A 15,668-nucleotide genomic window follows, 5' to 3' on the forward strand; every position below is an offset into this window, starting at 1 on the left:
ATGGGATTATTTGACTTTTTTTCAACTGACATTGCAATCGATCTTGGAACTGCCAACACGCTGATCTATGTAAAAGGAAAAGGCATCGTACTCAACGAACCTTCGATTGTAGCATTCGATAAAAGTTCAAAGAGGATTATTGCACTTGGAAACAAAGCCAAAGAAATGCAGGGAAGAGAACATAAGGAAATAAAAGTTACTCGTCCGATGAGAGATGGTGTAATTGCAGACTTCGAAATTGCTGAAGGAATGATTCGTGCATTCATAAAAAGAGTTAAAGCAGGTGCATTGAGCAGCCGTCGTATTGTTGTTGCAGTTCCGAGTGGAGTTACAGAAGTCGAGAAACGTGCAGTAAGAGATAGTGCCGAACACGCTGGTGCAAAAGAAGTTCACCTTGTTGCGGAACCGATGGCAGCAGCGATAGGAATCGGAATTGACGTGCACGCACCTGTCGGAAATATGATAATTGACATCGGTGGTGGAACTACCGAGATTGCGGTTATCGCATTATCAGGCATAGTAAATGAAGAATCAATTCGTATCGCCGGCGATGAGATGAATTATGCTATTATGCAATTCTTTAAAAGAAATCATAACATACTTATCGGCGAAAGAACAGCCGAAGCAATTAAATGTGAAGTAGGTTCAGCAGTTCCTTTGAAAGAGGAAATAACAATTCAGGTGAAAGGTCGCGACCTTGTTGGTGGTATTCCAAAGACAACAGAAGTTAGTTCAGTCGAAATTCGTGAAGCATTAAATGAAGCAATTACACAGATTGTAAATACTGTGCGTCAAACATTGGAACGAACACCTCCGGAACTTTCAGCAGATATTCTTGATCGGGGAGTGATGCTAACAGGCGGTGGAGCTTTGTTGAAAGGTCTCGATGAACGAATTAAAATGGAAACCAATTTGCCGGTTCACGTTGCTGAAGATCCATTGACGGCTGTTGCAAGAGGTGCCGGAAAAGTTATCGAAAATCTCAATGAATATTCAAAGGTTCTTATTCGTAACAGAAGATATTAATGTTCAAGCTATTCTCATATGTTTGGAATCAATTCAGGGAATATCTGGTTTTAGTTTTACTGGTTATTATAAGTCTCTCACTACTCACACAAAATAATAATCCGCAGGTTCAAAAAGTACGGGCACTTGCTTTTGCGAGTTTTGCTTCTGTTACGTCCGTATTTTATGATGTATTTAACATAACTCAGCTCAAAAAAGAAAATCTTGCATTAAGAGAATTGAATGCTCAGTTGATGCTTCAGCTAAGTATTTTGAGAGAAGAAGGGATATTGAACAGTGAGCTGAAAAGGATGCTAGAAATGAAAGATAGTACGTCGCTGCCGCTGACACCTGCGAGCATCGTTTCAAAATCACTATCAGTAACACAAAACACAATCACTATTAATGCCGGAAGCAACGAAGGCATTAAACCAGGGATGCCAGTTATCAGTTACCGCGGGCTTGTTGGAATTGTACAATCATGCTCAGAAAGTTTTTCTATAGTACGAACGATTAAAAATGTTGATCTCAAGCTCACCGTAAAAAATGAAAAGAACAGGTTAAATGGAATTATGAAATGGGATGGCGAAAAATTAATAATTGTTGATGTTCCCAGAACATTTGATTTTGATGTTGGTGATAGAATAGTAACATCGGAAGTCAGCTCAATTATTCCTGTACCAATCCCTGTTGGAATAATATCAAAAATCGAAGAAGATAAAACAGGACTTCTGAATCTTATCCATATAAAACCTTTTGAAGAAGTGTTGAGTGTTGAAAACGTATTCATACTGATGCTTGTAGAAAATTTAGAAAAAAATAATCTTGAACTTAATTTTTACAACAGGCAATGAAGCTGAAATATTTTATACCACCGTTAATTTTCATTCCGGTTGTAATAATACAATTGACAATTATTCCATTTGTTGCAGTTGAAGAAGTAATCCCGAATTTACTGGTAATAGCAGTGGTTTATTTCTCAATTGCGAATGGACAGATATTCGGAACAATAAACGGTGCTGCATTTGGATTGGTTTACGATCTGATTTCAGGAAATCTTGCTGGAAGTAATATGCTTTCATTGACTGTTGCCGGGTTTATTGCCGGATATTTTTCAGGTGAAACAAAACGTGAAAAATATCTTTACACTTATTCATTCTCGTTGGTCGTGGCAATATGCGCACTGATTAATTCAGTTATTTTTTCTTTTTTCTCGGTGATAGATTTCAACACAAACTTTGTTCAAGCGTTATTTAATCACGCATTATTGCCTTCAATTTATACATCGATAGTAAGTATTTTAGTAGTAATTGTACCTTATAGAAGAGCTTTCGATTGAAGACAGAAAACTTTGGATCACTGAAACGCAAAACAATTATCTTCACGGTTATTATCGCTACAATGATAATACTTGCCGGAAGATTATTTCAAATGCAGATTCTTCATAGAATTGGAGTACGATAAAAAATCTACAGATAACAGCATTAAAAGTATCGAGCTTCAGCCGCTCCGTGGTATTTTCTACGACAGAAATTATAAAGTTCTTGTAAGCAATGTTCCTGCATACACAATCCGGATAACCCCTGCATTTTATGATACTACCCTTAACACTATTCTTGAAGCTGTTATAGGTACCGAGCCTGGCTACGTAAATAACTTGTTAAAGAAAAATAAAATTTATTCGAAATTTCTTCCTGTAAAAGTAAGACGAGGTGTGGATTTTAAAGTGATAGCCTGGTATGAAGAGAATTCTGAACACTTAACAGGAGTGGATTATATTATTGAAATGCAGCGTTATTATCCAGCACAGCTATTAGCATCCCATACTTTTGGTTACACCAAAGAAATTTCTCCAGAACAGCTGGCTAAAGAAAAAGAACTTTATAATCCGGGTGACTACGTTGGACACAATGGTATAGAGAAGACCTACGAAAAAATAATCAGCGGAACGAAAGGTTACAGATATGTTCTCGTTGATTCAAGACAAAGACAGATCGGAAGATTTCAGGATGGAAAAGATGATCTACTCCCAATTAAAGGAAAAGATCTTGTATTAGGAATTGAAGCCTCAGCACAAAAAGTTGCTGAGGAGCAGTTCAAAGGAAAGAGAGGAGCTCTCGTTGCAATCGAACCTACAACCGGTGAAATTTTAGCGATGGTCAGCTCACCTGATTATGATTTGAACAGGTTTTCATATTATACTCCAAAAACTTTTTTGGACAGTATTTACAGTGATCCATTTACACCATTATTCAACCGCGCAACAATGTCAATCCATCCGCCGGGTTCCACTTTTAAGATGCTTGCAGCACTTGCAGCACTTGATATGGGTGTAATTGATGAATCAACTTCAATGACTTGTGGTGGTGGTTTTACTTTCGGAAGGTTTTTTAAATGTCATGGAAATCATGGAACTGTAAATGTTGTTACCGCCATTGAAAAATCTTGTAATTCATTCTTCTACAGACTTATCTATAAAATCGGTATTGATAAGTGGAAAGAATATGCATCAAAGTTCGGATTTGGAAGTATGACAGGAATTGACCTTACTGAAGAAGTCCCAGGTCTAATTCCCAATGAACAATACTATATAAAAAGATATGGAGAAAATTGGCCAAAAAGTATAATGGCAAGTCTCGGTATCGGACAAGGAGAGGTAAGTGTAACCCCATTGCAATTAGCTGTCTATGCTAGTCTGATTGCTAATAATGGAAAATCAAAAATTCCGCATGTCGTAAAAGGCTATCTGGATGATAAAACAGAAAAACTTGTTTCACTCGAATTTAAAGAAATAAGTACCGGTGTAAGTCAGTCAGCTTTAGATATTGTAAAGAAGGGAATGTACTTAGTCGTGAATGGTCACGGGACAGCGACTCACATTAAGTTACCGGATATTGAAATTTGTGGTAAAACAGGAACAGCTCAGAATCCTCACGGACAAGATCATGCCTGGTTTGTTGGTTTTGCACCGTACGAAAATCCTAAAATTGCAATCGCAGTACTCGTTGAAAATATTGGTTTTGGAGGAACTCATGCGGCACCAATTGCAAAAAATGTAATACAGGCATATATGAACAGTTTCAAGGGAGAAGGAAAAACATTTGAGAACGAAATCGCTTCAGCAAAGATTAATTGAGGAATAATCTTAAGTGAGAATTGACTATAACATAAAAGATAAATTTGATTTCGGACTCTTTTTACCTGCGTTAATTCTTTTTGGTTTTGGATTGTTGGCAATTTACAGCTCCACAGTCAATAATACTTTTGCTCAGGAAAATTTTCAGAAGCAGGTTGTATGGGGAATTGTATCTTTCATAATTTTTTCATCACTTATTCACTCCCAACAAATGTTTATAAATCTTTAGCGATTCCAGCTTATATAGTTGCTTTGCTTCTGCTTGTAGCAGTTCTTGGAATGGGGAGGCAGATATCAGGATCAAAAAGCTGGCTTGTAATCGGAGCAATAGGTTTTCAGCCTTCAGAGCTGGCAAAAATTGCAACGATCATGGCAATAGCAGCTTATCTAAGCAGGAATAATTCTAACATTGATTCCTTTAAAGATATACTTTTTACTCTGGCAATTGGATTTACTCCTGTTCTTTTGATTCTTATGGAACCGGATATGGGTACATCCATTGTCTTTATGGGTGTAATTCTTATGATGTTTTTCTGGAAGGGAATAAGTACGTTTTCATTATTTGTTGTATTATCACCAGCATTTGTCGCGATTGCTTCTATCTTTGGTACGATTTATTTTATCGTTGCGATGCTTCTGGTTATTGCATTACTGATAACATTCAAAAGGAATTTATTTTTTAGTGCATCTATCTTTGCAATTGGTTTAGCCAGTGGTTTCTTCGCTGATTATGTTTATCATGCTTTGAGTCCGCATCAGCAAAGACGAATTCAATCATTTTTAGATCCAAATGCTGATCCACTTGGCTCGGGTTACAATACCATTCAGGCCAAAGTTGCGATTGGTTCAGGCGGTCTTACTGGTAAAGGATTCTTAGCAGGTAATCAAACACAGCTTCAATTTATTCCTGAGCAATGGACAGATTTTGCTTTCTGTGTTATCGGTGAAGAGTTTGGATTTATCGGAAGTATTTTCGTGATCAGTATTTTTTTAGTTCTTTTTCTTAGAATTTTGAAGCTCACACATAATACGAAGGATGAATTTCTCAGTTTAGTTTCAGTCGGTATTCTTTCAGTTTATTTAATCCACTTCATAATTAACCTTGGAATGGTGGTTGGAATTCTTCCTGTAATCGGGATACCGTTACCTTTTATTAGTTATGGCGGAAGTTCACTGCTTGTGAATATGTTCATGCTGGGAATACTTGCAAATCTCTATCGTACAAGAAAAAATTATACCTGATATCAAATGAATGCTTATCAAAAACTTAAATCAGCAAATGACGAAGGAAAATATATTTGTATCGGACTCGATACTGATTCCCGGAAGCTACCAAATCTTTTAGCCTCACATAAAAATCCGGTAATTGAATTCAACAGAAGAATAATTGAATCGACGAAAAATGCGGCTGCAGCATATAAATTGAACCTCGCTTTTTATGAGAGTGAAGGAAAATCCGGAATTGAAAGCCTGGAGGAAACTTTGTCATTCATTCCTCAGCACATTTTAACAATTGCTGATGGAAAAAGAGGGGACATTGGGAACACATCTAACTTGTACGCAAGATCTATCTTCGAACATTTCAATTTTGATTCCTCAACCCTGAATCCTTATATGGGTGAGGATTCTCTCCATCCGTTTCTCTCGTACTCTGATAAATTTAATTTTATCCTTGCATTAACTTCAAATCCTGGCTCAATGGATTTTCAAAAATCCATGCTTTTATCTGGTGATTATCTTTTTCAGGAAGTAATCAAAAAGATCCATAACTGGAATAAAAATTTAAATTGCGGCCTCGTCTTTGGTGCCACTCAACTTAATGAGTTACATGAAAATCTAAACTTAATTGATAATCTGCCTTTATTAATTCCCGGAGTTGGTGCGCAGGGTGGAAGTCTTGCTGATGTTGCTGAGTTGTTATTTAAAGAGAGAAAGCATTATTTCCTTGTGAACGTAAGCAGGGGAATCATCCACAAAAGTTTTGGCGAAGATTTCGACGAAGCGGCAAAATCAGAACTGAAACAGATGAATCTGGTTGTGTCAGAAAAAAAAACGAATAACGCTTAAATAAGACCTAATATTCAATTTATCAACAAGAAATTTTTTGGTAGAATATTCTACCCAAAAAAAATCCTCTTTTAGTATTTTCTTTATATCAAAAAGAAAATATCTTTAGACCGGAAATGCTAAGTATCATCTATACTGATAAATTTTATTCAAAATGAGCATCAGCGAAAAATTAGTGCATGAAATCTGGAAAGAGGGAAATTTTGTTAGAGAACTTACTCTGGATAGTGCTCAAAAAATTGAGATAATTGATCCGGGTACGCACAATAAAGATTTAGCCGGTCCGGATTTTCTGAATGCTCGGATTAAATTTGGCAACATCACATACCTAGGTGATATAGAAATAGACACGTTTCACTCCGATTGGAAAACTCACGGTCATTCCTTCGATAAGAAATATAATAAAGTCATATTACATATAGTCATTTCCAAAGAAAAACATCAACCGTTTGTTTATAGCAAAGATGGCAGGAAAATAAGTTCCTTATGTTTACTGGATTTTGTTGAATCGAATATTCACAAATCGTTAGTTGATGCAGTTCAGTCCGAAAAAGAAAACAGAAAATTCCGGATGCCGTGCGAGGGTAGGAATGATTCGATTCATAAAAAGGAAAAGCTTGATTTCTTAGTCGAACTTGGCGTTGACAGATTCAACAGAAAATCACGACGGTTTCTAGACCGGTTAAAAGAAATGCTCTATCTGAAGGAAATGAATATTAGAGAACCAATATTGAAATATGATTTTGGCGAGGATTACTTTAATAAAAAATATTCACCCTCAGATTTTACTGATATTCATCTTTGGGAACAACTTGTATATGAAATGATTTTTGAAGCTCTCGGTTATTCAAGAAATAAAGAAATTATGCTGCGGATGGCAAAAGCTGTTAACATTTCTTTTCTAAATAATTTCCGGACAGCAGAGAATTTTGAAGTGATCGTTGAAAGTTCACTGTTCAATGTTAGCGGACTCATTCCTCAAAAAGTTACTTTTAAGGAAGATTCAACAGCAGAGTATATCAGAAATTTAATCGAGGTATGGAATTCAGTTCGTGAAAAGTATGATGGGGCAATTTTTAAAAAAGCAGACTGGAACTTTTTCAAAAGCCGTCCGCAGAATTTTCCTACCATAAGATTATGCGGCGGTGGACTTCTGATTTCTCATTTTCTGATAAATGATGTCTTTAAATCCCTGATAAATTATTTTACTGATGAGAGAACTGTAAAAGAAGCGAATGTTGTACTGAGAAATTATCTGATTACAGATGCAAAAAGGATACTGGTCAACTCATTTCAATTTTGACAAATTGTCCAGTGAAAAACTAAATTATTTTATTGGTGTTTCGAGAGCCGATGAAATAATAATCAATGTACTGTTTCCGATTTTGAGTTTATACTTTGAAATATTCGGCAAAAAAGAATCTGAGAGAAAAGTAAAAGAACTGTATATGAACTATACTCAATACGGTTCGAACATGGTTGTAGATCAAGTTGAATCGACGCTCGGGTTGAGTAAAGCTTCAAGAAGGAGTATAAATTACCAGGCAATGATAGAACTCTTCAGAAACTATTGTGTTAAGGAAAGATGTCTTGATTGTAAAATCGGGCAGAAAATTTTTAACTGAAATAATTAATTCTCACTTGTCAGGTTTTTAATCTGATCACGAATTTTTGCAGCTCTCTCATATTCCTCGCCCTCAATTGCTTCTCTTAATTGATTCTGTAATGCCGCAAGTTTTGCTTCTTTTGTAGGTGGCTTCTTCGATTCTGCTGAGTTTGGAATTGGAGTTAATGGAGATGTCTCCTCAACTTCATCTGTCGGTACGAAAGCTGCGGCATCCATAACATTTTCTGCGACATAGATAGCTGATTGTGATCGGACCGCCAGAGCAATCGCATCGCTTGGTCGTGCGTCAATTTCCTGTGTAAATCCTGAAACTTCTAGAATTATTTTTGCAAAAAAAGTATTATCTCTCAGTTCATCAATAATTACTTCCAGGACGGATGCCCCAAGACTATCGGTTAACTGCTTTAATAAGTCGTGCGTAAGAGGTCTCGGTGGTTTTATTCCTTCAATTTCAAGTGCGATAGCCTGAGCCTCGAAAGCACCGATTATAATTGGTAGCCTTCTCTTGCCCTCAATTTCCTTAAGAAGTATGGCATAAGCTCCACCTGTTGCAGGACTTGAAGAGAGGTTTAATATTTCACAGGCTATCTTTTGCAAATAGGCACTCTTTGATTATTGTTTAACTTTTTTAATTTCACTCGTCAATGCCGGAATGATTTCAAATAAATCACCGGTAATTCCATAATCGGCAACATTGAAAATAGGTGCATCTTTATCTTTATTTATTGCAACAATATATTTGGATGAAGACATTCCCGCAAGGTGTTGTATCGCACCTGATATTCCACAAGCAACATAAAGAGAAGGGGAAACAGTCTTACCTGTTTGACCAACTTGTTCATTGTGAGGCCGCCATCCAGCATCTACAACTGCACGAGATGCACCGACAGCTCCACCAAGAGCTTCGGCAAGTTCTTCGATAAGATGGAAATTTTCCGGACCTTTCATACCTCTTCCGCCGGAAACAATTATATCTGCTTCTGCAACATCAAGCTTGCCTTCAGACTTTTTGAATGCTGTCACTTTACACTTCAAATTCACGTCAGATAATTCCTTAACAATTATTTCAGCTTTTGCAGTTTCATCAATTACCTGGGCTTTAAAAACATTTGGTCTTATTGTAATAACTTTTTTATCACCTAAAAGTTTTACATCGATAAGTGCTTTACCTGCATAAGCCGGTCTGGTAAAAAATAATTCAGCTCCGGTTAAGTTTATTTTTATACAATCGACCAGACAAGCAGCGTTCAGTTGAACACTTAACCGGGGTGCAAGGTCTTTACCTAATGTAGTATTGGCCAGAATCAGGATATCATAATCGAATTCTTTTGCCAGGTTTGTTATCGCTTCGGAATATCCTGACGAAGAATAGTCTGCCAGCGCGACGTTTTTTAAATGATAAACTTTTTGGATCCCATATTTGGAGATGTCATCAATATTTGCGATTGAATCTCCAACCACAACTGCTTCAGCAGAAGTTTCTAAATCTTTAGCAAGGTTTGCAGCTGTGCTTACGGCTTCAAACCCTGATCTTTTAATTATTCCTTCACGTTGTTCGAGTATTGCTAAAATTTTATTCGGCATTCGATTTATTCCTTAAATTACTTTTGCTTCTTCTTTTAATAACCTGATCAGTTCTGGTACTGCAGATGCATCACTGCCAACTATCCTGCCGGGCTGTTTGCCAGCGGGAAGTTTCATACCAACAACTTCACTTGTTTGTGTATAAGTAACTGCAGGTTTTTCTTCTATTGTTTTTTTCTTCGCAGCCATTATTCCTTTTAATGAAGCATATCTTGGTTCATTAAGCCCTTTCTGGCAGGTAATTATAACTGGTAATGAAGTCTCGACAACTTCACGTCCTCCTTCAATTTCACGCTCAGCAATTACTTTATCACCATCAATATCCAGCTTAACACAAACGGCAACACAATTATAACCAAGCAGCTCTGCAGTCAATTGACCTACGATTGAATTATCATAATCGACTGATTGCTTACCCATAAAAACCAATTGCGCACCTTGAGCTTTAATTTCATCAGCCAGCGCTTTGGCTATCCCAATCGAATCCCGATGATTATCATCTTTCAAAAGAATTCCACTGTCCGCGCCCATCGCTAATGCTTTTCTGATTGTTTCTTTACTGCTCTCAGTTCCTAATGTTACAACGATAACTTCACCTGATCCGGACTTTTCTTTTATTTTTAAGGCTTCTTCAACTGCATATTCGTCATAAGGATTTATAATATAAGTGACTCCGCTGGGGTCGATCGTTTTACCATCACTTCCGACTTTTATTCTTGTGGCTGTATCGGGGACGTGACTAACACAAGCAACAATTTTCATTTGATCTCCATTTTATTACATTATTTTATAGTCAAAATATATAGATGACCTGCTATAAAAACAATTAATTTTCTCAATTGAAATTCTATTAGAACAATATCCTTCTTTAATTTATTCCATCTAATAATTATTTTCACAGTATGGAAAATCCAGTTAAGCAATCGCCAGAGTTAGAGATAATTGAAGAAGAAAAATCGGACGTCAGTTTAGGAAGCAGGGTAATACTTTTTAATGATGATTGGCATACTTTTGAGGAAGTTATTTCTCAAATCATTAAAGCTACAAACTGTTCTTTTATTGAGGCGCGTGATAAAACTTTTGAAGTTCACATAAATGGAAAGGCTGTTGTTTTTTCAGGCGAACTGGCAGATTGCTTGCGAGTATCAGCTATTCTTGAAGAGATACTTCTCCACACTCAAATTGAAACCTGACAATATCTTTATCTATATTTTCTAATTAAACTTCTTAGTCTGCTCTTCTTTGGGTCCGTACAACTCCTTATAAGATAAAATAATTGAGAGTGATCAGTAATCGGGTAAGGATATCTTATACTTTCCGGCGGCATTGGTTTATCGTAGTCGAATGAGAATATCTCCTGGTTGCTTAAATTATAGTATCGAACTTTCAGAATACCATATTTAACAGTTGTTAAATTTATCGTATAAAGAGTTTTTACTCTGAACACTTCTCCATCGATACCTTCATAAGTTTTAGGAGGCTGATTTGTTTGAAGTATCCAGATATTAAATCTATCACCATTAATTGTATCCAACGACGCTGCATCAAACCAGAATTTTGAACCGTCATCAGCATTAATAACTTTCCAGACGTGTTTATCATCCTGTTGTGACATAAGTGATATGTAAGCAAAAAGAATAATCAATATAGTTTTTAGCATAAGCCGGAATTCCCTTTAAATCTTTTCGAAAAGATAATTAAATCAGTTATCATCAAAAAAGAACAAATTGAGTAACATCTTGTTGCTGAGAATTCAATTTGCCTTGTGAAATCTACCAGATAGTGCTCTCGTTGATAGCAGGGGCTCCAAAATTTTATCCTTATTCTAATTAAGATTAAATATTGATAGAGAGTTTTCATTTCTAATGAATGAGAAGAAATAATTGTCTTTTCCCAATAATTGGAATGTATCACTAAAAAAATGGAAATATTTTAACTTCATTTCAGTTAAAATTGGTGTGATTGTTGTCAATATCTCGGCATAGCCTCCTTAGTACAAAGGAGAGCCTGATTGTAACAACTTATAATTTTGGTGCTCTCCTTTGTTTTTTTTAAGACATTGTTTAAATAAGTATTGTAAAAAAAAATCATTATCCAGGAGGGATCATGTTTATCAGAATCCTTGTTGCACTCATCAGCTTACCAATCATAATTATCTCTGCTCAAACAGAACAACGCGGTTTTATCGGCACAAGTGCTTGTGGAATGTGTCATAAGACAGAGAAGCAGGGTAGCCAATTATCAATCTGGCAAAACACTAAACATGCTCAGGCATATTTGACTCTTCAATCAGAAAAAGCAGACCAGATAGCAAAAGAAAAAGGTTTTACAACGAAAGCAGTTGAAACACCTGAATGTTTGAAATGTCACGCATCAGGCTATAATGTTGATGCGAAGTTTATCGGTGAAAAATTCAAAGTTGAAGACGGTGTTCAATGCGAAACATGCCATGGCGCAGGAGCAGATTATAAAAGTAAAAAGGTTATGGAAAACCGTGCTGAAGCCATTGCAAATGGTATGATCGTCCACGAAAATTTAGAAAGCTTTTGTATCGGATGTCATAATGCTGAAAGCCCCACTTATGTTGAATTCAAGTTGGAAGAGATGTGGGATAAAATTAAGCATCCGGTTCCGACTGAATAAAGAATAAAGTAATTGCATAAACAGCTATACTAGTGTATGAAAAAAATTTTACTGTTACTTTTAGCAGGTGGGATGCTGTATACAGTCATCCCACAAAGCCTTAACGGCAGATTCTCAAGTTCAATTTACACCTTCGAACGCTTCGACACAGCGGGCTCTTCAACTACTAACGCAAGAACTTACCAAATGCTTTCGTTCAATTTCGGAAAAGAAAACATGTGGCTGCGTTCGAACTTAAATCTTGAGTATGACCTTTCAAATCCACAGCAAAGTGATCCAAGATTCAGAGTTTATAATCTATATGCTGATTTCAGTAATATTTTTGATGTAGCGTCTCTGAAGTTAGGAAGACAGCCGCTTTTTAATTCGATTGCCGGCGGTGTTTTTGATGGAGCAACGCTTGGATTGAATTATAAAGGATACAAACTGTCAGGATATTACGGTGGTAATGTGCCTGCATATCAAAAGCTTGAACTCGTAGAAAATTGGAGTGAAAATTATCTGCTTGGTGGTGAATTTACTATTCTAGCTCTGATGGACTGGAGATTCAGTGCTAAGTATATCAACAAGAATTTTTTAAGCCAATCATATACTGCAGTCAGATTAGATCCGGAACTCAATCCGATCAATGTTCTAATTGAGAATGAATCCAATCAGTATCAATTCCTGTCAGGTGAAGTTTCTTACTTCAAACAAAATTTTGGCAGTGGAAACATCAGATATGACTATGATTTGAATTTCAATACTTCTTCAAGATTTGAAATTTCAGGAAGATACAATCAGATAAAGAATCTGGGTGTTAGCCTTTATTATAATTACCGTGAGCCGAAAATAAGATACAACTCGATCTTCTCGGTATTTGATTACGGCAATACCTGGGAAATTGAAGGCGGAGTTGATTACTTAATCGATAATAAATATACTGTTATCGGAAAATTTGCTAACGTGACTTATAAGGATGAAAGATCACAACGACTTACTCTCGGACTATCATCACCCTATGGAACTATCACAGCCAGAAAGAATTTTGGTTACGCTGGTGAGATGGATGCAATTTCTTTATACACTGCTTTTTCTCAACTAGAAGGATTGTTAACTCCTTCTTTGGGATTTTCATATACCAGATATAAACTATCAGCGGATGATCCGTCAAATGAATTAGTTTCTGTTCTGGCTGGTGCAAATGTTCGGCCATTCAGAACTTTGTCTTTCGATATTCAGGGCCAGTATCTGGATAACAAAATTTATCAAAATGATTGGCGCTTATTCTTTAAGCTTAACTTCTGGTTTAATACAATTTTTAATTGAGAATTATGATTAAGAATTTATACATAACAATCTTTGCCATCAGCGGCACACTACTTCTTTTAGTTGCTTTTTCAGGCGAGCAATCTGAACCCTTAAAAAGCAATAAAGATCTGATTAAATTTTCTCACTCTCTGCACAGTGAATTAGTTGAATGTGGTGATTGTCATTCTTCGGTTGCCGAAAGCATTTCTTTAAATGACCGGCTTCTGCCAAATCACGATAACTGCGTTGACTGTCACGAAGTAGATAACGACGATGAATGCAGTACTTGCCATATTGATGACAACTATGAGCCACTGATTCAGAAAAAATCCGAGTTAATGTACAATCACAAGATTCACGCTGTCCAGGGAATTCAATGCCTCGATTGCCATAAAGGCTTGGATAAAGTGGATTATAGTTTTGAGAGTGCCGAAGTGAATCCACCAATGGAAATGTGTTCAGGATGTCATAATGAAGTTAAGATTGCATCCAATGCATGTGAATCCTGTCATATCTCAACTAATTATTTAAAACCGCAAAATCACAGAACTGTTGACTTTGAAAGATCACATAAATTCCTTGCATGGGAATTGAATGCGAACTGTATGATGTGTCATGATAATACCACCTGTCAGGATTGCCACGTTGCGACAACCGGAATAACAGAAATGAATTTACCGGATGATTTTTATGCACCATATTATCCAAGTAATTCTGTTGATGGTGCGAAACAACAAGCTATATTAAAGGTGCATGGAGATTTTGGCTATAGATTCTCCCACGGAATTGATGCAAAAGGAAAGACAAATGAATGTCAGTCCTGTCATCAGATAGAAACCTTCTGCGCGAGTTGTCACCAGTCTGAAAACGCAGATTTTGCTATGGGAGGAATTGTTCCATCGTCGCATCTTTCTCCAACATTCAAAACTATTGGTGTTGGTACGGTGGTGGTGATCATGCAAGATTGGCAAGAAGAGATATTGAAAGATGCGTATCTTGTCACGATGTACAGGAGCTGATCCGACTTGTATAACCTGTCATCTCGATAGCGATGGAATCAAAGGCACAAATCCAAAGACCCACGTGACCAATTTTATGAGAGACGAAAGAGGTGATTGGCACGATACACAAGGATCAATGTGTTATAATTGCCATACAAGTGCATCACCAATGTCTCAGCAAACTTCCGGTTTCTGTAATTATTGTCATGGTATGTAATGAAAAATTTGGAAAATAGTATGAGCAAAATTTTACTAACATATTTAACATTCTTTTCAGCTTTAATTTTATTAGCAGCCTGCAGTGAACTCAATACTGATATTCCTTCAGTTCCAAAAATCAGTACGCACGGTGATAGTCTTTATTCTCCAACATCGCCTGATTTTCATCCCAAAACAATTGCTGGCTCACCCAATGGAATGTATGATTGCCAGGAATGTCACGCGGCTGATTTTTCAGGAGGCGTGGCTAAGGTTGGATGTAATACAACTGAATGTCATCCAACGATTAATGTTCACGTTGATGGTATTAACGATCCCTCAAGTGATAATTTTCATGGTAAATACATCCGAAATATTCAATGGGATATGAACCAATGTAAAAGCTGTCATGGAGACAACTATGATGGTGGAAGTTTCAAAAACTCCGATGGCAGTTCATTATCACCAACTTGTTTGGATTGCCATACTTATGTTAGCGGACCGGAAAATTGCACAACGTGTCATGGAAGTCCCGGTTCAAATGCACCACCCACAGACATAAATGGTAATAGCTCTACAAGTGAAAGAGGAGTTGGTGCTCATCAGATACATCTTAATGGTGGAGACGTAGGAAGAAACTTAACCTGCACGGAATGTCATAACGTTCCCGGCAGTGTGTATACACCTGGACATGTTGATTCCGATTTGCCCGCAGAAGTGTTGATGAATAATAGAAGAGCAAATACTACTACTAATGATGATGCTTCACCGGGAGTTCCAATTGATCCAAATCAACAAGTATATATTCCTAATCCAGCATATAATGCAGGTAGTCTTACTTGTGCAAACACTTATTGTCATGGCTATTTCAAGAATGGAAATTTAGATAACCAACCGGTTTGGAACGATCCATCTACATCTCAGTGTGGTAGCTGTCATGGTGGAGGTCCGGGTAATCCATTGCCAAAAACACAGGCACAAGGTGGCAGTCATCCGAATGCTACAAATTGTACTAATTGTCATGGCGGAGTTGTTGATCAAAATCGGAATATTATAAATCCAGAAAAGCACATTGATGGTTTGCTGAATCTTTTTGGAAGTGATATTGAATTCTAGC

Annotated in this window: 16 protein-coding genes and 2 pseudogenes; 14 read left to right on the forward strand and 4 right to left on the reverse strand. The window is 36.8% G+C overall.

The genetic code is table 11. From position 1 onward, the window contains the following. From IPM14_13890 to IPM14_13925, 8 genes and pseudogenes are all read left to right on the forward strand, one after another. Positions 1-1,026: a rod shape-determining protein gene (locus IPM14_13890; protein MBK9099184.1), complete on the forward strand. Its 1,026-nt coding sequence runs from the start codon at positions 1-3 to the stop codon at positions 1,024-1,026. Next, positions 1,026-1,859, forward strand: a complete 834-nt coding sequence (gene mreC / locus IPM14_13895) for a rod shape-determining protein MreC (protein ID MBK9099185.1) — start codon at positions 1,026-1,028, stop codon at positions 1,857-1,859. The genes IPM14_13890 and mreC overlap by 1 nt, the downstream gene beginning before the upstream one ends. Further along, a complete protein-coding gene (mreD, locus tag IPM14_13900; protein ID MBK9099186.1) occupies positions 1,856-2,344 on the forward strand; it encodes a rod shape-determining protein MreD in 489 nt (162 codons plus the stop codon). The genes mreC and mreD overlap by 4 nt, the downstream gene beginning before the upstream one ends. Positions 2,345-2,406: 62 nt before the next feature. Next, positions 2,407-4,141: pseudogene (mrdA, locus tag IPM14_13905) on the forward strand (penicillin-binding protein 2). A gap of 13 nt (positions 4,142-4,154) precedes the next feature. After that, a pseudogene (gene rodA / locus IPM14_13910) lies at positions 4,155-5,383 on the forward strand (rod shape-determining protein RodA). Between the two features lie 6 nt (positions 5,384-5,389). After that, positions 5,390-6,208, forward strand: a complete 819-nt coding sequence (gene pyrF, locus IPM14_13915; protein MBK9099187.1) for an orotidine-5'-phosphate decarboxylase — start codon at positions 5,390-5,392, stop codon at positions 6,206-6,208. A gap of 175 nt (positions 6,209-6,383) precedes the next feature. Beyond that, a complete protein-coding gene (locus IPM14_13920; GenBank protein ID MBK9099188.1) occupies positions 6,384-7,511 on the forward strand; it encodes a DUF2851 family protein in 1,128 nt (375 codons plus the stop codon). After that, positions 7,474-7,833 (forward strand): DUF2851 family protein, encoded by a 360-nt coding sequence (locus IPM14_13925; GenBank protein MBK9099189.1) that lies wholly within the window; start codon positions 7,474-7,476, stop codon positions 7,831-7,833. Before IPM14_13920 ends, IPM14_13925 begins: the two co-directional genes overlap by 38 nt. 5 nt (positions 7,834-7,838) lie before the next feature. Here IPM14_13925 and IPM14_13930 read toward each other — a convergent pair whose 3' ends face one another. Genes IPM14_13930 through IPM14_13940 form a run of 3 tightly spaced genes read right to left on the reverse strand, consistent with a single transcriptional unit; the run spans position 7,839 to position 10,181 of the window. Continuing rightward, positions 7,839-8,432, reverse strand: coding sequence for a bifunctional nuclease family protein (locus tag IPM14_13930; GenBank protein MBK9099190.1), 594 nt, complete (start codon positions 8,430-8,432; stop codon positions 7,839-7,841). A gap of 15 nt (positions 8,433-8,447) precedes the next feature. Next, positions 8,448-9,419, reverse strand: a complete 972-nt coding sequence (locus IPM14_13935) for an electron transfer flavoprotein subunit alpha/FixB family protein (GenBank protein ID MBK9099191.1) — start codon at positions 9,417-9,419, stop codon at positions 8,448-8,450. Positions 9,420-9,431: 12 nt separating this feature from the next. Continuing rightward, positions 9,432-10,181 carry an electron transfer flavoprotein subunit beta/FixA family protein gene (locus IPM14_13940; GenBank protein ID MBK9099192.1) on the reverse strand — a complete coding sequence of 250 codons (750 nt, stop codon included), beginning with the start codon at positions 10,179-10,181 and terminating at the stop codon, positions 9,432-9,434. 140 nt (positions 10,182-10,321) lie between these two features. On the opposite strand from IPM14_13940, the gene IPM14_13945 reads away from it, so the two are divergent. After that, a complete protein-coding gene (locus tag IPM14_13945; protein ID MBK9099193.1) occupies positions 10,322-10,612 on the forward strand; it encodes an ATP-dependent Clp protease adaptor ClpS in 291 nt (96 codons plus the stop codon). Between the two features lie 8 nt (positions 10,613-10,620). Here IPM14_13945 and IPM14_13950 read toward each other — a convergent pair whose 3' ends face one another. Beyond that, positions 10,621-11,079, reverse strand: a complete 459-nt coding sequence (locus IPM14_13950; GenBank protein MBK9099194.1) for a hypothetical protein — start codon at positions 11,077-11,079, stop codon at positions 10,621-10,623. A 446-nt stretch (positions 11,080-11,525) separates the two neighbouring features. On the opposite strand from IPM14_13950, the gene IPM14_13955 reads away from it, so the two are divergent. The 5 genes from IPM14_13955 (at position 11,526) to IPM14_13975 (ending at position 15,667) form a co-directional block, all read left to right on the forward strand. Beyond that, positions 11,526-12,062, forward strand: a complete 537-nt coding sequence (locus IPM14_13955; protein MBK9099195.1) for a cytochrome c family protein — start codon at positions 11,526-11,528, stop codon at positions 12,060-12,062. 186 nt (positions 12,063-12,248) lie between these two features. Next, entirely contained in the window at positions 12,249-13,370 is a 1,122-nt protein-coding gene (locus tag IPM14_13960) for a hypothetical protein (GenBank protein ID MBK9099196.1), read from the forward strand. 5 nt (positions 13,371-13,375) lie between these two features. After that, entirely contained in the window at positions 13,376-14,371 is a 996-nt protein-coding gene (locus IPM14_13965) for a cytochrome C (GenBank protein MBK9099197.1), read from the forward strand. Next, a complete protein-coding gene (locus IPM14_13970) occupies positions 14,349-14,570 on the forward strand; it encodes a hypothetical protein (protein MBK9099198.1) in 222 nt (73 codons plus the stop codon). The genes IPM14_13965 and IPM14_13970 overlap by 23 nt, the downstream gene beginning before the upstream one ends. Positions 14,571-14,590: 20 nt before the next feature. Beyond that, positions 14,591-15,667 carry a CxxxxCH/CxxCH domain-containing protein gene (locus tag IPM14_13975; GenBank protein ID MBK9099199.1) on the forward strand — a complete coding sequence of 359 codons (1,077 nt, stop codon included), beginning with the start codon at positions 14,591-14,593 and terminating at the stop codon, positions 15,665-15,667. Position 15,668: the final 1 nt, after the last annotated feature.

The organism is bacterium, from assembly GCA_016716565.1.
Classification (GTDB): Bacteria; Bacteroidota; Ignavibacteria; order Ignavibacteriales; family Ignavibacteriaceae; genus IGN2.

Bases quoted from the DNA above. Each gene is read 5' to 3' on its own strand.
- IPM14_13890 (MBK9099184.1), top strand. From the start codon at position 1: ATGGGATTATTTGACTTTTTTTCAACTGACATTGCAATCGATCTTGGA.
- mreC (MBK9099185.1), top strand. From the start codon at position 1,026: ATGTTCAAGCTATTCTCATATGTTTGGAATCAATTCAGGGAATATCTG.
- mreD (MBK9099186.1), top strand. From the start codon at position 1,856: ATGAAGCTGAAATATTTTATACCACCGTTAATTTTCATTCCGGTTGTA.
- pyrF (MBK9099187.1), top strand. From the start codon at position 5,390: ATGAATGCTTATCAAAAACTTAAATCAGCAAATGACGAAGGAAAATAT.
- IPM14_13925 (MBK9099189.1), top strand. From the start codon at position 7,474: ATGCAAAAAGGATACTGGTCAACTCATTTCAATTTTGACAAATTGTCC.
- IPM14_13935 (MBK9099191.1), bottom strand. From the start codon at position 9,419: ATGCCGAATAAAATTTTAGCAATACTCGAACAACGTGAAGGAATAATT.
- IPM14_13940 (MBK9099192.1), bottom strand. From the start codon at position 10,181: ATGAAAATTGTTGCTTGTGTTAGTCACGTCCCCGATACAGCCACAAGA.
- IPM14_13945 (MBK9099193.1), top strand. From the start codon at position 10,322: ATGGAAAATCCAGTTAAGCAATCGCCAGAGTTAGAGATAATTGAAGAA.
- IPM14_13950 (MBK9099194.1), bottom strand. From the start codon at position 11,079: ATGCTAAAAACTATATTGATTATTCTTTTTGCTTACATATCACTTATG.
- IPM14_13955 (MBK9099195.1), top strand. From the start codon at position 11,526: ATGTTTATCAGAATCCTTGTTGCACTCATCAGCTTACCAATCATAATT.
- IPM14_13960 (MBK9099196.1), top strand. From the start codon at position 12,249: ATGCTTTCGTTCAATTTCGGAAAAGAAAACATGTGGCTGCGTTCGAAC.
- IPM14_13965 (MBK9099197.1), top strand. From the start codon at position 13,376: ATGATTAAGAATTTATACATAACAATCTTTGCCATCAGCGGCACACTA.
- IPM14_13975 (MBK9099199.1), top strand. From the start codon at position 14,591: ATGAGCAAAATTTTACTAACATATTTAACATTCTTTTCAGCTTTAATT.